General features: G+C 68.1%; 17 protein-coding genes and 4 pseudogenes. 9 read left to right on the top strand and 12 right to left on the bottom strand.

Annotated features, from left to right (window positions below; genetic code table 11):
* Positions 1–439: 439 nt before the first annotated feature.
* Both BGI51_RS14175 and BGI51_RS14180 read right to left on the bottom strand, forming a co-directional pair.
* Positions 440–1,812, bottom strand: a pseudogene (locus tag BGI51_RS14175) (PepSY-associated TM helix domain-containing protein).
* An 89-nt stretch (positions 1,813–1,901) separates the two neighbouring features.
* Complete coding sequence (locus BGI51_RS14180) at positions 1,902–2,309, bottom strand: hypothetical protein (protein ID WP_133859770.1); 408 nt, start codon at positions 2,307–2,309, stop codon at positions 1,902–1,904.
* 103 nt (positions 2,310–2,412) lie between these two features.
* Here BGI51_RS14180 and BGI51_RS14185 point away from each other — a divergent pair, with 103 nt between their 5' ends.
* Complete coding sequence (locus BGI51_RS14185; RefSeq protein WP_187978731.1) at positions 2,413–2,967, top strand: GNAT family N-acetyltransferase; 555 nt, start codon at positions 2,413–2,415, stop codon at positions 2,965–2,967.
* On the opposite strand, the pseudogene cobF reads toward BGI51_RS14185, so the two are convergent.
* A pseudogene (gene cobF, locus BGI51_RS14190) lies at positions 2,948–3,685 on the bottom strand (precorrin-6A synthase (deacetylating)); the annotation flags it as partial. The gene BGI51_RS14185 and the pseudogene cobF sit on opposite strands and share 20 nt — an antisense overlap.
* Positions 3,686–3,798: 113 nt before the next feature.
* Here cobF and BGI51_RS14195 point away from each other — a divergent pair.
* Positions 3,799–5,022, top strand: a complete 1,224-nt coding sequence (locus BGI51_RS14195) for an MFS transporter (protein ID WP_437179406.1) — start codon at positions 3,799–3,801, stop codon at positions 5,020–5,022.
* On the opposite strand, the pseudogene BGI51_RS14200 reads toward BGI51_RS14195, so the two are convergent.
* From BGI51_RS14200 to BGI51_RS14230, 8 genes and pseudogenes are all read right to left on the bottom strand, one after another.
* Positions 5,019–7,628 (bottom strand): annotated as a pseudogene (locus tag BGI51_RS14200) (excinuclease ABC subunit A). The gene BGI51_RS14195 and the pseudogene BGI51_RS14200 overlap by 4 nt on opposite strands.
* 114 nt (positions 7,629–7,742) lie before the next feature.
* Entirely contained in the window at positions 7,743–10,139 is a 2,397-nt protein-coding gene (locus BGI51_RS14205; RefSeq protein ID WP_187978732.1) for a TonB-dependent siderophore receptor, read from the bottom strand.
* Positions 10,140–10,273: 134 nt separating this feature from the next.
* On the bottom strand, positions 10,274–11,227 hold the full coding sequence (locus tag BGI51_RS14210) for a FecR domain-containing protein (protein WP_187978733.1): 954 nt from the start codon (positions 11,225–11,227) through the stop codon (positions 10,274–10,276).
* The gene (locus BGI51_RS14215) at positions 11,224–11,739 is read right to left on the bottom strand and encodes a sigma-70 family RNA polymerase sigma factor (RefSeq protein ID WP_187978734.1); all 516 of its coding nucleotides are present in this window, start codon (positions 11,737–11,739) and stop codon (positions 11,224–11,226) included. Before BGI51_RS14215 ends, BGI51_RS14210 begins: the two co-directional genes overlap by 4 nt.
* A gap of 232 nt (positions 11,740–11,971) precedes the next feature.
* On the bottom strand, positions 11,972–13,165 hold the full coding sequence (locus BGI51_RS14220) for a DUF2252 domain-containing protein (RefSeq protein ID WP_133859764.1): 1,194 nt from the start codon (positions 13,163–13,165) through the stop codon (positions 11,972–11,974).
* A gap of 128 nt (positions 13,166–13,293) precedes the next feature.
* Positions 13,294–14,157: a methyl-accepting chemotaxis protein gene (locus BGI51_RS24075; protein ID WP_410003723.1), complete on the bottom strand. Its 864-nt coding sequence runs from the start codon at positions 14,155–14,157 to the stop codon at positions 13,294–13,296.
* Positions 14,152–14,925: pseudogene (locus BGI51_RS24080) on the bottom strand (CHASE3 domain-containing protein); the annotation flags it as partial. The gene BGI51_RS24075 and the pseudogene BGI51_RS24080, both read right to left, overlap by 6 nt.
* A 348-nt stretch (positions 14,926–15,273) precedes the next feature.
* A complete protein-coding gene (locus BGI51_RS14230) occupies positions 15,274–16,674 on the bottom strand; it encodes a PLP-dependent aminotransferase family protein (protein ID WP_187978736.1) in 1,401 nt (466 codons plus the stop codon).
* Positions 16,675–16,759: 85 nt separating this feature from the next.
* Here BGI51_RS14230 and BGI51_RS14235 point away from each other — a divergent pair, with 85 nt between their 5' ends.
* From BGI51_RS14235 to BGI51_RS14265, 7 genes are all read left to right on the top strand, one after another.
* On the top strand, positions 16,760–17,209 hold the full coding sequence (locus BGI51_RS14235) for a GNAT family N-acetyltransferase (protein ID WP_133859761.1): 450 nt from the start codon (positions 16,760–16,762) through the stop codon (positions 17,207–17,209).
* Entirely contained in the window at positions 17,206–17,850 is a 645-nt protein-coding gene (locus tag BGI51_RS14240) for an FMN-dependent NADH-azoreductase (RefSeq protein ID WP_187978737.1), read from the top strand. The genes BGI51_RS14235 and BGI51_RS14240 overlap by 4 nt, the downstream gene beginning before the upstream one ends.
* Positions 17,847–18,278, top strand: coding sequence for a carboxymuconolactone decarboxylase family protein (locus BGI51_RS14245; RefSeq protein WP_133859759.1), 432 nt, complete (start codon positions 17,847–17,849; stop codon positions 18,276–18,278). Before BGI51_RS14240 ends, BGI51_RS14245 begins: the two co-directional genes overlap by 4 nt.
* Positions 18,279–18,430: 152 nt before the next feature.
* The gene (locus BGI51_RS14250; protein WP_133859758.1) at positions 18,431–18,787 is read left to right on the top strand and encodes a YajD family HNH nuclease; all 357 of its coding nucleotides are present in this window, start codon (positions 18,431–18,433) and stop codon (positions 18,785–18,787) included.
* A gap of 191 nt (positions 18,788–18,978) precedes the next feature.
* Positions 18,979–19,593: an ATP-dependent Clp protease proteolytic subunit gene (locus tag BGI51_RS14255; protein ID WP_187978738.1), complete on the top strand. Its 615-nt coding sequence runs from the start codon at positions 18,979–18,981 to the stop codon at positions 19,591–19,593.
* Between the two features lie 260 nt (positions 19,594–19,853).
* Positions 19,854–21,338: a SulP family inorganic anion transporter gene (locus BGI51_RS14260; protein WP_133859756.1), complete on the top strand. Its 1,485-nt coding sequence runs from the start codon at positions 19,854–19,856 to the stop codon at positions 21,336–21,338.
* 12 nt (positions 21,339–21,350) lie between these two features.
* Positions 21,351–22,202 (top strand): universal stress protein, encoded by an 852-nt coding sequence (locus BGI51_RS14265; protein ID WP_187978739.1) that lies wholly within the window; start codon positions 21,351–21,353, stop codon positions 22,200–22,202.
* Here BGI51_RS14265 and BGI51_RS14270 read toward each other — a convergent pair.
* Positions 22,177–23,154, bottom strand: coding sequence for a LysR family transcriptional regulator (locus BGI51_RS14270; RefSeq protein WP_187978740.1), 978 nt, complete (start codon positions 23,152–23,154; stop codon positions 22,177–22,179). The two genes, BGI51_RS14265 and BGI51_RS14270, sit on opposite strands and share 26 nt — an antisense overlap.
* Positions 23,155–23,259 lie beyond the last annotated feature (105 nt).

Genomic DNA, 23,259 nt, shown 5'->3' on the forward strand with positions numbered 1-23,259 from the left:
GAGGCTGCATTCCACGCGTTCGGGATGGACCCAGGTGGAAAACACTGCGCGATTTTCCACGCTGCGGCTGCGATTTGGGGCGGGCCCTCACCCCAACCCTCTCCCAGGGGGAGAGGGGGTGGTCTGGCGCGTACGGGAGGCTGCATTCCACGCGTTCCGCATAGGCACAGGCGGAAAACGCTGCGCGATTTTCCACGCTGCGGCTGCGATTTGGGGCGGGTCCTCACCCCAGCCCTCTCCCGGAAGGAGAGGGGCAGCCTGGCGCAGGAGGGAGGCTGCACTCCACGCATTCGGCATTGGCACAGCGCTGTAGAGTGGACAACGGCGTAGCCTTGTCCACGCGTTCGGCGTCGCCCAGGCGGAAAACGCTACGGCTGGGTGAGGAAGGCTCCGTAGGTTGGGTTGAGCGCAGCGAAGCCCAACAGCTACCCAGCCCACCTCAAGCCGAGCCGGCCTCCGTGCGCAGTGCCGGGCCGCGCAGGCCGAGCAGGGTGTCCAGCAGCAGGAACAGCAGCAGGCTGCCGCCCAGCACCGGCAGGCACAGACCGATCAGCAGGGCCGTCGCCGGCACCAGCAGACGCGGCAGCGGCGACAGCTGCCGCCATAGGACGAGCAGCCCGGGTTGCGCCGGATCGCGGCTGGGCCGGCGGCGCCACCAGAGCAGATAGCCCCAGACGGTCATCACCAGCAGGCCGAGGGCGATGGCCGCCAGCACCAGCTGGTTGGCCAGGCCGAACAGCACGCCCATGTGGGCATCGATGCCCCAGCGGGTCAGCTTGGCCGGCAGCGAGTACTGGGCGAAGCGCACCTGATCGATCACCTTGAAGCTGGTCGGGTCGACGGCGACGGCATCCACCCGGGTCGGCCAGCGCCGGTCGATCTCGCTGACCGTCCAGGCCTTGTCGGCACTGCGGGCCGGGCGGATCTCCAGTTTGCCGGCGTCGATGCCGGCGGCGCGGGCGCTGGCCAGTACCCGGTCGAAGGTGGCCGGATCCAGAGCCGGCCCATGGCCATGTGCATGGCGCCATGGTGATCGGCGTGCTCGTCATGGGCCATAGTGGGTGTCGGCGCGGTGCCTAGGGCAGTCTTCACGCCTGGCGTGGACCAGCCGTAGTGGGCGCGCAGCACGCCGATGTTGTCGCCGGCGAAGCGCGACCAGGTCAGGCCGGTGGCGGAGAGGAACAGCAGGCCACCCAGCAGCCAGACGCCGGTGCTGGCGTGCAGGCCGCGCAGGCCCCGGGCCGGGCGGCGCTGGCGGCGGCGTGCCAGCCACAGGGTCAGCCCGCCGAGGGCCGCGACCCACAGCCAGGAGGCGGCCAGCTCGCTGTAGAGACGACCGGGCTCGCCCAGAAGCAGGCTGCGGTGGAACTGGTCGATGGTGGTGCGCAGCGGCAGGATGCCGCTGGTGCCATAGACCGCCAGATCGCCGCGGATGGCGCCGGTGACCGGGTCGATGAACAGCGCTCGATGGGTCGACTCGCCCAGCGCCGGATCATTGAACATCACCCGGGTGGTATCGCCCTCGGCAGGGGCCGGGCGCACCGCGCCCAGGGTCAGGGTGGGACCTACCGCGGCCTGGGCGATATGGACCTGCTCGGCCAGCGGCAGGGGCTTGCCACGGCTGGGGGTGTGCAGGGCCTCGGCATAGAGGTGCGCCTCGAGTTGCGGCGTGAGGGCATAGATCAGGCCGCTGGCGGCGGCCACCAGCAGGAAGGGACCGACGAACAGACCGATGAGAAAATGCAGCCGCGCCAGCAGCTGCAGCAGCGGCCCCGGCGTCTTGGCGGCCGGAACGGAGGGGTGCGAAGTCATAGCGTTCACCACGGAGCGACGCGCAGCCAGCGAGAGGCCACGCGCGGGATTACGAAAAAGGAGGACAGCCGTCTTTCGTCGCCGGAGTGTCAGGGGGCCTGGGGATGGAGCGTGGAGCGTCGTGCGCGCGGTGGCGGCGGCAGGGCGCTCTGGTAGCGAGGACGATGAGGATCGCCGGGGCGCAGCAGCCACTGCAGCACGACGGCGGCCAGCGTGGCGAGGAACAGGGTGGCGGCGAAGACGCAATCACCCGTGGGGGAAAGGGTGGTCACGCTGCCGCTCGGCAGTCCCGCATGCATGCCGGCCATGTCACCCTGGGCGGTCTGGGCGTGCAGACCGTGATGGTGCTCGTGTGCCTGGGTAAGGGGCGGCAGGACCGGCAGGGTCAAGCGCGCCAGCATCTGACCGTGGCCCAGGGCGCAGACGAGTCCGTTCAGCAGGATGCAGGCGAGCAGCATCCAGGCGAGCGAGGCGCGCGGTGAACGGACGGTTTTCATGGCGAGGGACTGTATCATCGTCGCGGGCGGCGCACAGCCCGGCCGGCGCGGCCCTGCGCCGAAATGTCGCGCCCCTGCCACTGCCAGAGAGACGCACAGGACCATGAGCGAAGCGCCACCCATTACCCTCGAACGGCTCACCGTGGCAGATGACGAGACGCTGAGCTTTTTGCTGGCGAGCTATCACGAGCTGTTCGGTAGCCGGGTCGAGGCGACGGCCGTACCCCGGGATCTACGGCGCTTCGCCGACCACTATGGCGCGGGTCATGGCTGCCTGCTGATCGCCCGGGGCGCCGCCGGAGAGCCCCTCGGCAGCATCGGCTACCGGCCCTACGACCGGCGCTTTGCCCAGCTGGCCTATCCCGGCGAGCGGGTGGTGGAGGTGGTCCGGCTGTTCGTGGTGCCCCGGCAGCGGCGCCAGGGCCTGGCGCGGCGGCTGTTCGCAGCGCTGCTGACCCAGGCGCGGCGCGATACCGTGGAGCGCCTCTACCTGCACACCCATCCCTTCCTGCCCGGGGCCGAAGCCTTCTGGCTGGACCAGGGCTTCCGAGTCGTCGCGCGGGAGTCGGCCTTGCCCTGGCAGACCCTCCATCTGGACCGATGGCTGGACAGCCCTCAGGCGTCCGCCGGCCCCGACAGAGCAGATAGGTGTCCATGATCCAGCCGTGTTCTTCGCGCGCAGCGCTGCGCACTCGGTGGATCTCCTCGGCTACCTCCTGCAGCGGACCGGCGATGAGGATCTCGTCCGCCGTACCGACGTAGGCACCCCAGTAGATATGCAGACCGGGCTCGTCCAGGCGGCGATAGGCTTCGTGGGAATCGAGCATCACCACCAGGCTGTCCAGGTGCGCGGGGAAGCGCTCCAGGCGCCGGCCGGGGGTGATCTCCAGGGCCTGGCCGATGCGATTGAGCGGCACCCGGTGGCGCGCGGCCAGGGCCTGGACGCTGGAGATGCCGGGGATCACCTCGTAGTCGAAGTCCAGCCGGCCTTCGCGCCTGATCGCCGCCAGGATGCGCAGGGTGCTGTCGTACAGCGCCGGATCGCCCCAGACCAGGAAGGCGCCGCATTCGTCGTCCGCCAGCTCGTGCTCGATCATCTCCACCATCAGCGCCTGCTTGGCGGCGTTGAGGTCGTCCACCGCCTGGCGATAGTCGCCTTCGCGGCGGCGCTCGGGGATGGGCGCGGTGACGAACCGATAGTCCGCCTGGCGGATGTGGCGGGCGCAGATGGTTTCGCGCAGGTGGATCAGGCTGTCCTTTTCCGTGCCCTTGTCGAACAGGAAGAAGGTACTGGCGCGATTGAGGGCGGCGACGGCCTGGAGGGTGAGGTAGTCGGGATCGCCAGCGCCGATGCCGATGACCAGCAGGGTTTTCATGGGGTGGCCTCGAAGGAAAGAGCGGCGCCCAGTGTAACGGGGGATGTCTTCTCCGTAGAGACTCGGGCAATCGTCATGCTAGTTTCGACCGGTTTGCCTGCTGCCAGGCAGGGATGGACAGGATCAAGGAGGACAGGGGCGTGACGATGACGGCGAGCTGGCGACGGATACCCCGCGGGGTCTGGATTCTGGGTGGGGTGAGCATGTTCATGGATATCTCCTCGGAGATGATCCACAGCCTGCTGCCGCTGTTCCTGGCCACCGGCCTGGGCCTGAGCGTGCTCTATATCGGCATCCTCGAAGGGGTGGCCGAGGCGACCGCGCTCATCACCAAGATCTTTTCCGGCGTCATCAGCGACTACCTGGGCAAGCGCAAGGGCCTGGCGGTGCTGGGCTATGGCCTGGGCGCCTTGAGCAAGCCGCTGTTCGCCCTGGCCAGCGGTGCCGGCCTGGTGTTCGGCGCGCGCTTCATGGATCGCATCGGCAAGGGCATCCGCGGGGCGCCGCGCGACGCCCTGGTGGCCGACGTCACGCCGCCGGAGATCCGCGGCGCCGCCTATGGCCTGCGCCAGTCGCTGGACACCTTCGGCGCCTTTCTCGGTCCGCTGCTGGCGGTGGGGCTGATGCTGCTCTGGGCCAACGATTTCCGCGCGGTGTTCTGGGTGGCGGTGATCCCGGCCTTTATCGCCGTGGCCCTGCTGTATTTCGGGCTGGATGAGCCCCAGGCGGCCATCGTCCAGGCACGCACCAATCCGCTCACTCGCAGTCAGCTGCGCAAACTGCCGGCGGCCTTCTGGCAGGTGGCGCTGCTCGGCGGCGTCTTCACCCTGGCGCGCTTCAGCGAGGCCTTCCTGGTGCTCAAGGCCGAGCAGGTGGGCGTGCCCCTGGCGCTGGTGCCGCTGGTGATGGTGGGCATGCAGCTGGTGTTCTCGCTGTCGGCCTATCCGCTGGGGGCGCTGTCCGACCGGGTCAGCCATCGCGCGCTGCTGGCCTGGGGCCTGGTGCTGCTGATCCTGGCCGACCTGGCCCTGGCCTTCAGCAGCAGCTGGACCGGTCTGGCGCTGGGCGTCCTGCTCTGGGGCCTGCACATGGGCATGACCCAGGGCCTGCTCGCCGCCATGGTCGCCCGCACCGCCCCGGCCGAATTGCGCGGTACCGCCTTCGGCCTGTTCAACTTGGTCAGCGGCATCGCCCTGCTGCTGGCCAGCAGCATTGCCGGTGCGCTCTGGCACTTCCTCGGCTCCGCCGCCACCTTCCAGTTCGGTGCCCTGGCGGCGACGCTGACGCTGCTGGTGCTGGCAGCCTGTCGCCGCAGCGTGGCACCGCTGGCAGGCTAGTCGAACAGGGGGCGCAGATAGGGCGCCGTGGGACTGGCGGGGTCGTCCGCCACCGCCCGGGGCGTGCCGCAGGCGACGATGCGGCCGCCCGCGGTGCCGGCACCGGGACCGATGTCGATCAGCCAGTCGCTGCCGGCCACCACCTGCAGGTTGTGTTCCACCAGCACCACCGTGTTGCCTTCGTCGACCAGGCCGTGCAGCTGGCGCATCAGGCGCTCCACGTCGGCCGGGTGCAGACCGGTAGTGGGTTCGTCCAGCACATAGAGGGTGGTGCCTCGGCTGGTGCGCTGCAGTTCGGTGGCCAGCTTGATGCGCTGGGCCTCGCCGCCGGAGAGTTCGGTGGCCGGCTGGCCCAGGCGCAGATAGCCCAGGCCGATGTCGGCCAGCACCCGCAGCGCGCGCGCCACCGGGGCTTCCTCGGCGAAGAAGGCCAGGGCCTCGTCCACCGTCAGATGCAGCACCTCGGCGATGGTCTTGCCCTGCCAGCGCACCTCCAGGGTCTCGGGGTTGTAGCGCGCGCCCTGACAGGTGGGGCAGGCGGCGTAGACGCTGGGCATGAACAGCAGTTCGACGCTGACGAAGCCCTCGCCCTCGCAGGTCGGGCAGCGGCCCTTGGCGACGTTGAAGGAAAAGCGTCCGGCGTCGAAGCCGCGTTCCTGGGCCTCGGGGTGGCGGCGAACAGCTTGCGCACCCCGTCGAACAGGCCGGTGTAGGTGGCCAGGTTGGAGCGTGGGGTGCGGCCGATGGGCTTCTGGTCCACCGGTACCAGCCGACGGATGCCGCCGAGGCCATCGACCACCTGGCCGGTGGTGGCGGGCAGGGCATCGCCGTCCAGTTCCGGGGCCTCGTCGCCATCTTCGGCGGCGCGCTGGCCCAGGTCGGCGCCCACCAGTTCCAGCAGCGCCTGGCTGACCAGGCTGGATTTGCCCGAACCGGAAACGCCGGTCACCGCCGTCAGGCAGCCCAGGGGGAAGGCGGCGTCCAGGCCCTGCAGGTTGTTGCGGGTGACCCCGGCCAGCCGCAGCCAGCCCTGGGGTTCACGGGGCGGCCGGGTCTCGCGTTGCGGCGCGGCGAACAGATAGCGCGCCGTCACCGACTCCTCGACCTCGGCCAGACCGGCGGGCGGGCCGCTGTAGAGTACCCGGCCACCGCCTTCGCCGGCCGCGGGACCGACATCCACCAGCCAGTCGGCACGCTTCATGGTGGCCAGGTCGTGCTCCACCACGAACAGCGAATTGCCCTGGGCCTTGAGGCCGTCGAGGGCTTCCAGCAGCGACTCGCCATCGGCCGGATGCAGACCGGCGGAGGGTTCGTCCAGCACATAGACCCCCCGAACAACTGGGACACCAGCTGGGTCGCCAGGCGCAACCGCTGCAATTCGCCGGAGGAGAGGGTGGTGGTGCTACGTTCCAGCGCCAGGTAACCGAGGCCGAGGCGAGTCAGGGTCTGCAGCCGTTCCAGCAATTCGGTGGCCATGCGTTGGGCGGCCAGGCGCTTTTCCGGGGAAAGATCGGGGGTACGGCGCACGTCCGGGGCACTGGCGTGATCGCTGCCGCCGGCGGCCTTGCGCCGGGCGCGATCCTGCTTGCCGGCCTTGGCGTCCAGCACGCGGCCATCCTTCGCCTCGTCGAAATCGCCGGCAGCGACCCGACGCAGCAGCACGGTGAGGTCGTCCAGCGGCAGCCGCGACAACTCGCCGATGTCCAGGCCGGCGAAGGTCACCGAGAGCGCCGCCCGGGTCAGCCGCTTGCCGTTGCACAGCGGGCAGGTCTGGCCGATCATGAAGCGCGCCGCGCGCTGCTTCATCTTGGCGCTCTGGGAGTTGGCGAAGGTGTGCAGCACATGGCGCCGCGCCCCGGTGTAGGTACCCTGGTAGCTTGGCTCGGCCTTGCGCTTGAGCGCGGCGCGGGTCTGCTCGGGGTGAGGCCGGCATAGACCGGCACCGTGGGCTGCTCCTCGGTGAAGAGGATCCAGTCGCGCTGCTGTTGCGGCAGGTCGCGCCAGGGGATGTCGACGTCATAGCCCAGGGTGACCAGGATATCGCGCAGATTCTGCCCGCCCCAGGCGGTGGGCCAGGCGGCAATGGCGCGCTGGCGGATGGTCAGCGAGGGGTCCGGCACCATGGAGGCCTCGGTCACCTCGTAGACCCGGCCCAGGCCGTGGCACTCCGGGCAGGCACCCTGGGGCGTGTTGGGCGAGAAGTCCTCGGCATAGAGCATCGGCTGGTCGGCGGGGTAGCGCCCGGCGCGGGAGTAGAGCATGCGCACCAGGCTGGACAGCCCGGTCACGCTGCCCATGGACGAGCGACTGCTGGGCTGGCCACGCTGCTGCTGCAGGGCCACCGCCGGTGGCAGGCCTTCGATGGCCTCCACCTGGGGCACCCCGACCTGGTCGATCAGCCGCCGCGCATAGGGCGCCACGGATTCGAAATAGCGCCGCTGGGCCTCGGCATAGAGGGTGCCGAAGGCCAGCGACGACTTGCCCGAGCCCGACACCCCGGTAAAGACCACCAGGGCATCGCGGGGGATATCCACGTCGACGTTCTTCAGATTGTGCTCGCGGGCACCGCGGACGGAGACGAAACCGGGACGGGGAGAGGAGGGCATGACGGGCGGAAACCTTGTCTGAGAGCGTGCAGATTCGGACCGCGGCACGGCGCAAAGGATCGCCGGGCGATGGCGGACGACGGGACGGAGGTCTCGGCGGCCGCCTGCCCAGTCTCAGAAGTTGTAGCTGACCGACAGCGTCGCGTTGCGTGGCGCACCGTAGTTGCCACTGGTGGCGTTGTTGTACAGCGACAGCAGGTATTTGCGGTCGGTGAGGTTGTTGAGATTGAGCTGGGTGCTCCAGTGCTCGTCGAAATCGTAGCTGCCCAGCACATCCACCAGCGCGTAGGCGTTCTGGCGGATGCGGCTGTTGTTGTCATTCTCGATACCGCTCTGCCATCTCAGCCGCGCGCCGACCTTGGCCTGGGGCAGGCCTGGCAGGCGATAGGTCGCCAGGCCTCGCAGGCTGTGGCTGGGCACGAATTTGCGCGCCCGCTCGCCGTCCGCGTCGTCGATACGGACATAGGTGTAACCGGCCAGCAGGTCCAGACCGGGCAGCGCCTCGCCGGAGACCTGCAGTTCCAGGCCATGGCTCTGGTAGTCGGTGGTGTCATAGAGATAGCGCGAACCGGCGAGCACCGAGGTGGCGGCCACGTTGCGCTGCGTGGTCTTGAACACCGCGGCAGTCAGGCTCAGGCGATCGTCGAGCAGGTCGCCCTTGATGCCCGCTTCCAGGCTCTTGCCCTCCAGCGGATCGAGTAGCCGGCCATCCAGGCCGAAACTGTGTTGCGGGCTGAAGATCCTGGTCCAGCTGGCATAGAGACTCCACTGCGGATTCAGGTCGTAGACCAGGCCGGTATAGGGGGTGACCTCGCCATGGGCACGGGTGTAGTAGTCGTCGCCATAGCTCAGGCCGCTGGCATCGGCGCTGAGCATCCGCGCACCGACGATCCAGTGCAGGTCGTCGATCAGGTTGAAGCGGGCGCCGGCGAACAGGCTCTTCTGGCGATCGATGAAGTCCTGGGTATGGCCGCTGTCGTCGGTGTATTGCAGCGACGGCTCGGGGACGCCGGCCAGGGAGCCGGAGAGGGTGGTGGGGTAGTAGCCGTCCTCGGCGAGGATCTTTTCGCGCAATTTCTGGTGGGTCCGGCCGTAGCTGGCGCCCAGGGTGAGTTCGTGGTCGCGGCCGAACAGTTCGAAGGGACCGGACAGCCTGGCCTCGCCGATCAGCTGGTGCGCCTTGCTGGCGGAGTGGTCGCCGAAGGCAGTGGCGTCGTCGCCGCTGACTCGGAAGATGTAGTACATGTCGGCGTTCTGCCGCTCGGTGACGCCGGTCGCCGTGAGGGTACCCTGCCAGCCGTTGCCGAAGTCGTGGGTGAATTCACCGAAGACACGCTGGGTATCCAGATTCCAGTAGGTCCAGTCCTGGCCGATGCTGGAACTGCGACGGCCGTAGTGCAGCGGAGCGCCGTTCGCGTCGGCCAGCGGCAGGTTGCCCCAGGAGCTGCCGTTGGCGTCGCTGTTGTGCTGGGAGAAACCCAGGGTCAGGGTGTCGGCGTCGCTGAGGTCGAAGGCCACCAGACCGGCCGCTATGTTCTTTTCATGGCCATAGCGATCCAGCCAGGAATTGCCCTTGTCGTGGGCGTAGATGAAGCGTCCGCGCACGTTGCCGGTCTCGGTCAGGGGGCCGGAGACATCGGCATCCACCCGACGGTTGTCCCAGGAACCGACGCTGGCGCCGAGCCTGGCCTGGAACTCGGCGGTGGGCCGCTTGCGGACGAAGTTGACCGCCGCGGAGGGATTGCCGGTGCCGCTCATCAGGCCATTGGCCCCGTGCAGGACGTCCACCTGCTCGTATTCCGCCAGATCCTGGTCGCCCACCAGGGTGGTGCTGACGAAGGGCATGCCCATGCCGTCGTACTGGAAGCTGTTGATGTCGAAGCCGCGCGAGGTAAACTGGGTGCGGTCGGTCTCGGTCTGCTCGACGGTCACCGACGGGGCGGCGCGCAGGGCTTCCTTGATGCTCTGCAGGCGGAAATCCTCGACCTGGTCGCGGGTCAGGGTGGTGATCGCCTGGGGCGTCTGGCGTTCGCTCAGTCCCAGGCGCGTGGTGCTGGTGCTGACCGGGCGCCGGTAGCCGACATCGGCGCCGCCGCCTGCGGCACTGGCCTGAATGACGGTCTCGGGCATCGCGAGGGCGGCCTCGGCGCTACCACCTTCCAGGGCGTAGATACCGGCACCGCGTTCGCTCCAGCGATAGCCGCTGCCACGCAGCAGGTGCTCGAAGCCCTGGTCGAGGGTATAGCGGCCCTGCAGCCCCGGACTGCTGCGACCGGCCAGCGGCGCCGGATCGAACACCAGCTGGACCCCGGCCGTGGCGGCGAAGCGGGCCAGTACCGCGTTCAGCGGACCCGCGGGAATCCGGTAGTCACGCCCCTCCGCGGCGGCCAGGGCCGGCAGGGGCAGCAGGGCCAGTCCGGCACCGGCCAGGGGCACGCCCTGCAGGGCGACGGCCAGGATCAACGGAGTGAAGCGTCGGGTGCCGGGTTGCTGCCGGTGGATCTTTGCCATGTCGTGTTGCCGTCCTCTAAAGCGCACCAGGCGCGGGCTGCCACCGCTCCCCATGAGGGTGTCTGCAGCTATCCCGGACGAGCGCGGAAAAGTGCTCAGGGGGCGGGGACTTTTTTCGGCGACGTCGTTGACGTTCAGGGGGCGCCCACCGCCACCCAGTAGCGGGTGCGACGGGTGATGCGGATCGGCAGGGTGCGTTGCAGCGCCAGCAGGGCCTGGTCGGTATCGTCCAGTGACAGGGCGCCGGACACCCGCAGCCCGGCGACGGCCGGGTCGCAGCGCAGCAGGCCTGGGCGATGGCGACCCAGTTCTGCCAGCACCTCGTCCAGCGGGCGGTCGTGGGCGACCAGCATGCCGCGCGTCCAGAGGCTGGCATCCTCGTCTACCGAGGCAAGGCGCCGCACGCCGTAGGCATCGAACCAGGCCTGTTGCCCGGCAGCCAGCCGTACGGCAGCGCCCCGTTGCGGACGCAGCTCCACGCCGTGGGCGAAGACCGCGACCCGGCACAGCGCCTCTTCCAACCGCACGCTGAAACGGGTGCCCAGGGCCTCGATCCCGCCTTGTGCCAGGTCGATCACGAAGGGTCGGCGCGGCACGACCGGATCGGCATGGGTGGTCACCAGCACCTCGCCCCGTCGCAGGTGCAGGCGGCGGGTGCCTTCGTCGAAGCGTACGTCCAGGGCAGAGTCGCTGTTCAGCACCAATTGGCTGCCATCGGCGAGTAGCAGGGAGCGCCGCTCGCCGATGGCGGTCGTCAGCTCGGCACCCAGCGTATCCAGTCGCAGGGTGCGCAGGGCCAGCCAGCTGCTGGGAGCCCCCACCAGCAGGGCGGTGAGCAGGCGCAGGGTGCGCCGCCGGCTGAAGGCCCGGTCACCTGCGCGGCATAGCGCCTGCTGACCGATATCCAGCGGAACGCTGGCGAAGGTACCCATGACCCGCTCGGCCCGTGCCCAGGCTGCGCGATGGGCCTCGCTCTGCGCTCGCCAGCACTCGAAGGCCTGGCGCTGCGCCTCGTCGGCGTCGTCGAAGTTCAGCGTGAGTAGCCACTCGGCCGCTTCTTCGAGCAGCTGCGACGCGGGAGGACTCATGCTTCGCCGGCCACCAGGCAAGCCACCAGGGCGCGCTGGATGTAGCGACGTACGGTGATCACCGCCAGATCCAGCCGCACGGCGATTTCGGCCAGGGTCAACCGCTGGAATTGCGCCAGCAGGAAGGCTTCCCGTACCGGGCCGGGCAGGCCGTCGAGCATGGCATCGATGCGCAGCAGGGCGTCGACGATCAGCCAGTGCGTCTCTGGCGAAGGCACCTGGGCCTCAGGGAGATGGGCGATGGCTTCGCGATAGGCGCGCTCCACCTCCTGGTGTCGCCAGAGGTCGATCACCAGCCCCTTGGCCACCTGCACCAGATAGCGCCGCGAGTCCTCACGCAGCGGCAGCCGTCCGGAGCTGAGGATGCGCAGATAGGTGTCCTGGGCGATGTCCGCCGCATCCGGCGCGTTGCCCAGCCGCCCGCGCAGCCAGCCGCTGAGCCAGCCGTGATGATCGCGATAGAGCCGATCCAGGGCGACGGTGGGCGAGCCGGAAGACAGGGCAGGGCGCATGGAAGATCCTTGGCGCGAGCGCCGGTCTTAAATGATAAAGCGTCTCATTTTAGTTAAAGCCTGAAGGGCGCACAATGCGTGATCGAGCGGATCGACGAAGCGGGCAGGTGGTCGAGGGTCAGGTGGGCTCCGCCTGCCGCTCCAGGGTTGGACCGGTCAGGCCGCTGGAGAAAGGGCGGGAGGGAGAAGCGCGGCCCGAGGCGGTTAGCCTTGGGCCGGTCTCACGGTGGCCTCAATCCTGCGCATGCTCCAGGGCATAGGCGCGGCAGTGGGCCAGGTAGCCCATCTCGTGGGCGCCCACCAGTTGCACCACGCTGCTCCACAGCCAGGAGGGCGCATCCAGGGTGCGGGTGCGATTGCGCTGCAGATCGCTCATCCACTCGACGCGGGTGGCCAAGTCCATCTGCCGGGCGTGGGCGCGGCCGACCACCCGGGCCAGGTAGGCCGCGGCGCTCATGGCTTCGCGGGCGCTGAGTTCGTCCAGTTCCAGCTTGAGATCCTGGGGCAGCAATTCGCGGATGAAGAAGGAGTGATCCAGCAGGCGCACCGCCAGCATGCGATTGCCGAGGGCCGGGGAGAGCTGGCGGGCGCCTTCCACCACCCGCTTGCCGTTGTCGCGGGGCATGGTGGCATGGGCCACGCGCGGAGCGGCGGCGGCCACCGCCTGCTTGACGTCGATCAGGCAGTAGTCCTGGTCATCGCCATCGTCCACGCCCAGCAGCACGGCGTAGCGGCGCAGGCCCAGGGAGCTGCAGCCCTTGACCCAGTAGGCACTGTCGAGCAGTTCGACGCGGCTGTCGTGGCTGCGGCCCTTGAGCGAGGTCACCAGGGCATGGATGCCCGGCGTCTCGCACAACTCGGCGATGGCCTGGCGCTCGGCCTTGCTCAGCTGCCAGAAGTGCTTGCCCAGCGGCAGCTTGGGTCGAGTGTTTTCCATGCGCTCCTTGGCCAGGTGCTTCCAAGTGCGCTGCACCGCGCTGCGCATGCCGGCCTTGACCTGGGCCGGCCGCGGCACCTCGCGCTCGAGATCGTCCTCGAAGGCTATCTCGTAGCCGCGCATCATCTCTTCGAGCATCCGCGCCGTGGTCACCCCCGGCAGGTCGGAACCGCGCGCCGCGGTGGCCAGCGACAGCGCCAGGCGCACCAGGTCATGGGCCGGATTGCCGACCACGGTCTGGTCCAGGTCGCGGATGTTGACGTCGGTGGAACCGTGCAGGTCGCCGGTGGGGCCCAGGTTGCCGGCATGGCAGTCGCCGCAGATCCATACCGCCGGCCCATTGGGCAGGTTGCGGCCGGGCTGGCTGTGCAGCCACTCGTAGAACTGCACCGTGCTGCCGCGCACATAGGCGTGGGCGGAACGGGCCATTTTCAGATTGCGCAGTTGGTTGAGGCGGGGGAGACGATCGACGGGACGCGGGGTTTTCATGCAGGGCGCAGGCCTTGAGGGAGACGCCTTTGTGACCGTTGCGCTGGATGAATGTTGCGAGGTGTTTCGGCAAGTCGATCCCGGCCAGGTGCCGGGATCTAGGGGACAGGCTACGGGGAGGCCTGGCGCTAGCAGCGGAACTGGCTGATCTGGCGATTCAGGTCGTTGGCCAGGGCGTCCAGGGACACCGCGGTCTGCACCGTCTCGCCGATGGCTTCGCTGTTCTGCTGGGCCATCTGCGCCAGACGCTCCACGGTACGGGCGACGTCGTGGCTGGCAGCGGTCTGCTCGCGCAGGGCCAGGGAGATCTGGTTGACCACCCGCACCACCTTGTCCGAGGCGGTGTTGATGCTGACCACCGCCTCACCCGCCTGGTTGGCCAGGTCGACCCCGCCATTGACCTGGCGGACGCCCACCTCCATGTCGCTCATGGCCGCCTGGGTCGCCGCCTGGATCTTCTCGATCATGGCGGCGATCTCCTGGGTGGAATTGGTGGTGCGTTGCGCCAGCTGGCGCACCTCGTCGGCCACCACGGCGAAGCCGCGTCCCTGTTCGCCGGCCCGCGCCGCCTCGATGGCGGCATTCAGCGCCAGCAGGTTGGTCTGGTCGGCGATGCCCTTGATCACGCTGACGATGGAGGACACCCGCTCGGAATGCTCGCCCAGTTCGCCGATGCGGGTGGCCGAGGACTGCACGGTACCGGCGATGGATCTCATACTGTCCACCGAGGCCTGGATGGTCTGGCCGCCATCCTGGGCCAGCCGGCCCGACTGGCTGGAGAGGTCATGAGCCTCCCCGGCATTGTCCGAGACATGGTTGATGCTGACGGTCAGCTCTTCCACGGTAGCCGCCATGCTGGAGGCGGCGCTGGACTGTTCCTGGGCGGCGGCGGACAGCTGCTGGGAATTGGCCGAGATGCTATGGGAGGCGGCGACCAGGTGATCGGTGCCCTGCTTGATCCCCTGGATCATGCCGCGCAGCTTGTCCTGCATCTGGGCGAAGGCGGTCAGCAACTGGCCCAGTTCGTCGCGCCCGCCAGCGGGAATCGGTGAATCCAGTTGGCCGGCGGCGATGGTACGGGCGACGGCGACGGTCTGGGCCAGCCGGCCCACGATGGTGCGGGTCAGCGACCAGGCGATGCCCAGCGCCAGCAGGGTAGCGAGCACGCCGCCACTGATCAGGATCGTCAGGGCCTGCTGCTTGGCGTCGTCCATCGACTGGGTGCGGCCGTCCAGCAGGCGATTCTCGCGGGTCTTGAGCTGTGCCAGCAATTCGCGCATGCCATCCATCCTGCCCTTGTCCTGGGCGGTGGCGATGCGCGCGGTCAGAGCGTCCAGCGGCTGGGTACCGGCATTGACCTGCCGGCGCAGGGCCAGGATCTGCTGCACGGACTCAGAGTTCCACTGCTGCTTGGCCTGGCCCAGCTGAGCCAGGCCGGCCTGCTGCTCAGGGTTGTCGCGGGTGAGTTGAGTGAGTTCCTGCAACTGCTCGGCGAACTGCTGCTCGCCCTTGTTCAGGGGATCGAGAAATTCTTCCTTGCCGGTCAGGGCGAAACCGCGCATCCCGGTTTCCATGTTGACCAGCGCCAGCAGGGCCGCATCCGAATCCTGCAGGACGTGGTAGGAATGGATGTTCTGCCGGACAGCCTGGTTGACCTGGTTGAAGCCCTGCCAGGCCGCCAGGATCAGCGCCAGGATGATGACCAGAATGGCACCGAAGCCGAGTCTGAGTTTGTTCGCGATGGTCAGCTGTTGCAGCATGGAAAGGCCTCACGCGCCAGGTTGTCGACTCACGCCCAGGGGGCAACGTTTGGGGTACAGCAAGCTAGCGGAGGGGAACGCGACTGATCCGTGTCTTGCGTCGACGGTGGGGACGCGTGGCTCCTGATAGTGCCGATACCGCGGATGACTCCAGTCGCGCCGCGCCTAGCCGAATGCAGGCCGAAAAAGGCCGGTATTCCGCGCGAGAGTGGCAGGCTAGAGCCTCCGAGCCTGGTCTTTGAGCGGACCCTCCTGAAAAAGTTTTGTGTGACGCAATAAACATTTTTGCGCTTCGCAGAGGCGCTGGCGGACGGTCCGCCGCAAAGGACAGGCGCGAAGAAGGTGCCGTCAGCGTTCCAGGCGGGCCAGCCGGCGAGCCAGTTCGCCGGCTTCCACCGCGCTGGCGACATTGGTGAACCCCAGCAGCAGCCCCTGGGCCTGGGGCGTTTCCAGATACCAGCGCGACAGGGCCTGAACCCCCAGGCCGTCGGCCCGGGCGGCCTCCGCCCAGCGGCGATCACCGCCCTGCGGCAGGCGCGCCAGCAGGTGCAGCCCGCCGGCCTGCAGGTCGATCCGCACCGCGTCACCCAGGCTGTTCGCCAGTGCCTCGGCCAGCCACTGGCGGCGCTGTCGGTAGAGACTGCGCATACGGTTGAGATGGCGGGCGAAATGCCCTTCTTCCAGAAAGCTCGCCACCGTGGCCTGCAGCAGCAGGGGCGCATGGTTGTGCAGCCGGTCGGCGCTGCGACCGAAGGCGGCGACCTGCGCGGGCGGTACCACCAGGTAGGCGAGGCGCAGACCGGGAAACAGCACCTTGCTGAAGGTCCCGGTGTAGAGCACCCGACCGCCGTCATCCAGGCTCTTGAGCGCGGGCAGCGGCTTGCCCTGGTAGCGGTATTCGCTATCGTAGTCGTCCTCGATGATCCAGGTGTTCTGCCGCATCGCCCAGTTCAGCAGTGCCAGCCGCCGAGGCAGGGCGAGGGACACGCCCAGCGGACTCTGGTGACTGGGGGTGACCAGGGCGCACCGGGCGGCCGGGGCCCGGGCGAGACCGGCGGCGACGTCCAGTCCCGCCGCGTCCACGGGCACCGGCACCAGATCCAGGCCGGCGCCCTGCAGCGCCTGGCGGGCGATGAAATAGCCGGGCTCCTCGAACCAGCAGGCGTCGCCAGGTGCCAGCAGCGTCTGGACGACCAGGTCCAGGCAGGCGCGATAGCCCGCGCAGACGAACACCTGCTCCGGACGACAGGCAATCCCGCGGGACAGGCCCAGGTAGGTGGCGATGCCGGCGCGCAGACCGGCGTGACCCCGGGCATCGGGATAGATCAGTCCTTCCAGGCCCTGGCTGCGCAACTGCCGCGCGGCGAGGCGCGTCCAGCCTTTGCGTGGAAAGGCGTCCAGCGCCGGCAGGCCCAGCTGCAGGGGCAGCGGCGCGCCACCGGCATGAATCGCCGCGGCGTCCGGTGAGGAGGGTACGGCCGGTGCTGGAGCGGCCGGGCAACGCCACTGGGGCGAGACGATGGTCCCGGCCGGACCGCGCGGCAGCAGAAAGCCTTCGGCGATCAGCTGCTGATAGGCCATCTCCACCGTCCCCCGGGCCACGTTCAGCTCCGCCGCAAGGGCGCGCACCGCAGGCACCCGGTCACCGGGTCGCAGGCGCCCTTCGTCCAGCGCCTGGCGAAAGCGCTGATAGAGCTGCCGGTAGAGCGGCAAGGCGAGGCGACTGTCGAGGGCAGCGGTGAGGGTCATGGCCTGGTCGTTTGTATCTTTCTTGGCTCTATAGCCTAGGCCATCGGCTGCCTAGAGTGGGTCATCTTTCCCGGAGACAGCCGTCATGCCCCTGACCTTCCAGCCTTTGTTGCCCGATCATCCGCTGTGCCTGGCCAGCCTGACGCTGATGCGGATATTGCGCCCGCATCTGGACGATGCCGAACGTTACCAGGCGCAACTCCAGCGCCAGGCGGCCCAGGGCTACCGGCTGCTGGCCGCCCTAGAGGAGGGCGAGGTGGTCGGCCTGGCCGGGTATCGCGAGCTGGAGAATCTGCTCTACGGCCGCTTCCTCTATGTCGATGATCTGGTCGTGCAGCCGGCCCGTCAGCGCGACGGCCTGGGTGGACGGCTGCTGGCGGCGGTCCGCAGTGAAGCCCTGGATCGCGGCTGCTCCCACCTGATCCTGGATACCGGTCTGCACATGCCGCTGGCCCAGCGCTTCTATTTCCGCCAGGGCCTGCTCGCCCGCGGCCTGCATTTCGCCGAGCGGCTGACGGGGGCGGTGACGCCATGAAGACCGCCCTCCATGTCAACGCCAGCCCACGTCCGGCCACCTCCCAGGGCTATCGGCTGGCCGGTGAACTCCGGGCCGCGCTGAGGCTGAGCTGGCCTCGCCTGGAAGTACTGGAGCGGGATCTGGCCGCCATGCCGCTGCCGCCGCTGAGCACCGACTATGCCGAGGCCCTGACCCGGCGCACGCCACCGCAGGCAGCGGTATTCACCCTGTCCGAAGCCCTCATTGGCGAACTGGAGGCCAGCGACCTGCTGCTGATCAATACGCCGTTGCACAACTTCACCCTGCCTGCGGCGCTCAAGCTATGGCTCGACTACGTGCTGCGCATCGGCCGCACCTTCGCGTCCACCGCGGAGGGCAAGCGCGGTCTGCTGGCAGACCGGCCGGTCTACCTGCTGGTCGGCTCGGGTGGTCATCACCGTGGCCCCCAGGCGCGGCAGCCGGACTTCCTCACCTCCTACCTGCGCCATGCCCTGGGCACGCTGGGGCTGTTCGACCTGCACTTCATCTATCTGGAAGGCCTGGTCGGCGACCCGGCTGAGGTGGCTGACACCCTGGCGTCTGTCCGTGAACAACTCTCCCGCGAGGTGCCATTCCGCGCGCTCGCCAACCCTGTGACCGCTACCCGGAGTAAACCATGAGCCAACTGCGACTGCCGTTTTCCACCCTTTCACCCGCCGCCTACCAGGGCCTGATCGCCACGGGCCAGGCCCTGGCGCAGAGTTCGCTGGGCCTGGAACTGGTGGAGCTGATCTATCTGCGCATCTCCCAGATCAATGGCTGCGCCTTCTGCCTGGGCAAGCACGCCGAAACCCTGCGCGAGCAGGGCGTCAGCCAGGCCAAGCTGGATCGTCTGGCCGGCTGGCGCATCAGCAACCTCTTCGATGCCCGCGAGCGCGCTGCCCTGGAATGGGCCGAGACCCTGACCGCTGTCGCCGAGAAGGGCGCCCCCGACGCGCTCTACGAACCACTCAAGGCGCAGTTCAGCGACGCGGAAATCGCCGACCTGACCTTCGCGGTGGCGCTGATGAATGCTTTCAACCGGCTGGCAGTGGGGATGCGCCTCTAGGCGAAGGCAGGCCGCAGCGAAGGACGATTTCCGGACTTCGCTGCGCTCCCGGCAGGCAGGGCGCTCGGCAGTCGGAGTCAATGACGGGCGCTCACCGGCCAGGCCGGGCCCGGGCTATACTGGGCCTTTCTACCCGACTACCCAGGTGCAGCATGGCTACCGATACCTCGAAGCTGGATCGAATCCTCGCCGAGACCCAGCGCGAGCGCGAACGCGGCTACCGTGACAAGGCGCTGAAGATGTATCCCCACGTCTGCGGTCGCTGCGCCCGCGAGTTCGCCGGCAAGCGCCTGAGCGAACTGACCGTGCACCATCGTGACCACAACCACGACAACAATCCCCAGGACGGCTCCAACTGGGAGTTGCTCTGCCTGTACTGCCACGACAACGAGCACAGCCGCTACACCGATCAGCAGTACTTCAGCGACAGCTCGCTGAGCACGCCCAAGGTGGCCCAGGCCACCCACAACCCCTTCGCCGGGCTGGCCGGGCTGCTGAAAAAGGACTGAGTGCGCGGCGATCAAGGCAGGTCGCCCTGCCTTAAGCCGATCTTAAGTCTCACGCTCTAGCGTTTCAGGTCTTTGGCCGGTTGCCGACCTGGGAGCGAGCAGGGATGAGACGTTCGAACGTTGCGAAGCGATTGTCCGCCGGGGCCTTGGCCTTGCTGGCCGCAGGCTGCCTGACGGAGGCCTCCGCCGAGATGACCGTCATCCGCGGAGAAGGCTCTGCTGCCAGTGCCGACACCGCGTCGGTGTACTTCAACAGCGGTATCAGCGACCGCTCGGTCAGCTCCCTGCTGGCTGCCCTGAGCGACATCGCCCTCAAGTATCCCGCGACCAAGAACGTCAATCTCTACCTCAACAGCCCTGGCGGCAGCATGGAGGCGGGCTATGTCGCCTACGAGTTCATCCGCCACTATCCGCTGCACATCAATACCATCGACGCCGCTGCGACGGATTCATCCGCCACCATGATCTATTGCGCGGCCGAAGATCGTTATGCCGCGCCACTCGCCAGCTTTCTCCTGCATCCGGCCGCGGCGGCCATCGCCGTCAACGGCTACATGAAGCCGGACCAGGCCAAGCAGGCGTTCGAGGACGTCGAGCGTGAGAACCTCAAGTTCCGCGAGATCTACAAGGGCTGTCTCAAGCTGACCCCGGAGGAGCTCACCACCCTGCTGTCCTCCGAAAGCAACAGACGACGATTGGGCTACGACGCAGCCAAGGACATCGGTTTGATCACCCGGACGCCGGACCGGTTGCCGCGTGGGATCGACCGGGCTACCTACCTTGTCAGCGATGGCGGTAGCCGGTGAGGGCAGGTTGACGCCCAGCCACACCGGCGGGCACGGTCTACAAGCGCTCGTTCTTTCGTGATACCCTCGGCGCATGCATTTCCCTTCCCGCGACTGGCAACCCAGTCCCCCATAGCTCGCGCCTCCCTCGTCCTTGCCTCGCTGCAAGGACCTCTGCCGTCCTGTCGCGCCCGCGACGTGGCGGCTGCCAACCCTGGAATTCACGCCTGATCCGGCGTCTGCCACTCGCTTGACGGGTCAGGCACAGGTGCGAGTTGTCTATGTTGAATACCCTCAGAACACATTGGTTTTCCAATGTGAAGAACGATGTATTGTCCGGATTGGTCGTCGCCCTGGCGCTGATCCCCGAAGCCATCGCCTTTTCCATCATCGCCGGACTCGATCCCAAGGTGGGGCTCTATGCCTCCTTCTGCATCGCCGTGGTGATCGCCTTCGTCGGCGGTCGCCCCGGGATGATCTCGGCGGCTACCGGCGCCATGGCGCTGCTGATGGTGACCCTGGTCAAGGAGCACGGCCTGCAGTATCTGCTCGCCGCGACCCTGTTGACCGGGGTGCTGCAGATCGCCGCCGGCTACCTGCGTCTGGGCGCGCTGATGCGCTTCGTGTCCCGTTCCGTGGTGACGGGCTTCGTCAACGCCCTGGCGATCCTGATCTTCCTGGCCCAGTTGCCCGAGCTGACCCATGTCGGCTGGGAGGTCTACGCCATGACCGCCGCCGGGTTGGGCATCATCTATCTGTTCCCGCTGCTGCCGATGGTGGGCCGGCTGCTGCCGTCGCCGCTGGTGTGCATCCTGGTGCTGACGGGCGTCTCCCTTGCCCTGGGGCTGGATATCCGCACGGTGGGTGACATGGGACAGCTGCCCGATACCCTTCCGGTGCTGCTCTGGCCCCAGGTGCCACTGACCCTCGACACCCTGCTGATCATCCTGCCCTATTCCCTGGCACTGGCCGTGGTGGGGCTGCTGGAGTCGCTGATGACGGCCACCATCGTCGACGACATCACCGACACGCCCAGCGACAAGAATCGCGAGTGCAAGGGGCAGGGGATCGCCAACATCGCCGCCGGCCTGCTGGGCGGCATGGCGGGCTGCGCCATGATCGGCCAGTCGGTGATCAACATGAAATCCGGCGGGCGAACCCGGCTGTCCACCCTCTGTGCGGGTGTCTTCCTGCTGCTGATGGTGGTGTTCCTTGGCGACTGGCTCGCGCGGATCCCCATGGCGGCGCTGGTCGCGGTGATGATCATGGTGTCCATCGGCACCTTCAGCTGGGATTCGATCCGCAATCTGCGGCGCCATCCGCTCTCCACCAACCTGGTGATGGTGGCCACCGTGGTGGTCGTGGTCGCTACCCACAACCTGGCGCTCGGCGTGCTGGTCGGGGTCTTGCTGGCCTCGCTGTTCTTCGCCAACAAGGTGGGGCACCAGCTGAGGCTGACGTCCCGTCTGGAAGCGCCCGGCATTCGTGTCTACGAGGTGCGTGGCCAGGTGTTCTTCTCGTCCACCGCGGCCTTCATCGACGCCTTCGACTTCAAGGAGGTGCTGGACGAGGTCCGCATCGATCTCAAGGCGGCCCAGTTCTGGGACATCACCGCCGTCGCCGCCCTGGACAAGGTCGTGCTCAGGTATCGCCGGGAAGGCGTGACCGTGCAGGTCCTCGACCTCGACCAGGCCAGCGCGACCCTGGTCGATCGCTTCGGCATCCACGACAAGCCGGGGGCCTGCAGTGAACTGCTGGGCCACTGAGGAGAGACACCTATGAGCAAGATCATCGCCTGTATCGACGGCTCGCCCCTGGCGGGCAGCGTCTGCGACCACAGCGCTTGGCTGGCCCACCGCCTAACGCTACCCATCACCCTGCTGCATGTCCTGGAACGCAGCCTCTATCCGAGCTCACCCGACACCAGCGGCGCCATCGGTCTCGGCTCGCGCGAGCACCTGCTCGAAGAGCTGGCCCGCCTGGACGAGCAGCGTGCCCGTCTGGCGCGGGCTGACGGCGCGGCGCTGCTGGATGGGGCTCTGCAGCGGTTGCGCGAGCGAGGCATGGCGGCGGTCCCAACGACGCTCCAGCGCCATGACTATCTGGCGGATACCCTGCACGAGCTGGAGGCGGAGCTGGGTGTGCTGGTGATCGGCAAGCGCGGGCAGCATTCTGGCAGTCGTGGCATCGGCAGCCAGCTGGAAACGGTGGTGCGGACGCTGCACAAACCCATCCTGGTCTGCGCTACCGACTTCACCGAGCCCCGGCGCTTTCTGGTCGCCTACGATGGCAGCGAAGCCACCCATCAGGGCTTGTTGCGTGTCGCGAAGAGCCTGCTGTTGTCTGGGCTCGAAGGCGAGATCCTGCAGGTCGGCGACGCCACTCCGGCCCGGCTGGCCGGACTGGAAGCCGCCGCGGATCTCTTGAGGTCCTGTGGCAGTGTGGTGACGACGCAGCTCGTTCCCGGGCATCCGGAAGAGGTGATTCCCAATCGGGTCCAGGCTACCCGGGCCGATCTGCTGGTGATGGGCGCCTACAGCCATTCCGCCGCCAGGCGCTTCCTGTTGGGCAGTCAGACCTCTCACATGCTGCGGCACACCGACATCAACATCCTGGTACTGCGCGCCTGAGCGCGCGGCCCTGGTCAGGATCGCGACCAGGGCCCTGGCCGGATTTCGGCTGCAAGGCCTGTTCGAGAAAGTCGATGAAGGCCCGCACCTTGCCGGTCAGTGCCGAGCGTTCGGCGACGCAGGCATAGATATCCATGGCTTCCGACCGGGCCGACGTGACGCCCTGGCCCTCTGCGCCGAACAGCGGTACCAGCTGCCCGCCCTCGATCAGCGGCAGGGCGACGAAGTCCGCCAGGCGCGCGATGCCACCACCGTTCACCGCGATCTGCGCCAGCATGTCGATGTCGTCGCAGACGAAGCCGGGGCGCGTGGCCGCCTCGAAGACCTGGCCGTCGCGCTCGAACCGCCAGGGCAGATAGCGACCGTCGGTAGGGTAGCGAAACAGCAGGCAGGCGTGCTGCTGCAGGTCTTCCGGAGTGTGTGGCGTGCCCGCGTGCGCCAGATACGCGGGCGCCGCGCAGAACAGGAAGGCGCGGGACGCGATGCGCCGGGCGACCAGGCTGTCGCTGAGCTGCGCCTTGATCCTCAGGCTGACGTCTATCTGTTCCAGGCGATGATCCAGGCGCCGATCGGAGCCGATCAGTTCGATGTCGATGCCGGGATAGCGGCGCTTGAATGTCGGCAGCAGCGGCGCCAGCAGATGCCGGCCGAAGGCGGCGGTGGTCGCCACTCGCAGCGCGCCCTGGGGTTCGCTTTCCAGGGTCACCGACTGGGCGGCGCTCTCGACCTCCTGCGGGATGTACCGGACCTTGTCGAAATAGCGGGCGCCGCTTTCCGTCATGGCCAGGCGGCGCGTGGTCCGCGACAGCAGGCGCACGCCCAGATGGGCCTCCAGCCGGGTCAGGCTCTGACTCACCGCGGCCGCACTCAGGCCCAGGCCGCGGGCAGCCCCGGCGATGCTGCCGGCTTCCACGACCTTGATGTAGGTACTGATCAAACCCAGGATGTCCACGAGATTCCTGTCGGTGTATTCGTTGATTTCTGTTGAAGGTGAACCAACGACGAGGCGGCTACCGGCCGGTTCCGGTGCTTGTTAGCTTGGCCTCGCTCATCCACC

The organism is Pseudomonas oryzihabitans (assembly GCF_014522265.1).
In the GTDB taxonomy this organism is placed as follows: domain Bacteria; phylum Pseudomonadota; class Gammaproteobacteria; order Pseudomonadales; family Pseudomonadaceae; genus Chryseomonas; species Chryseomonas aestiva.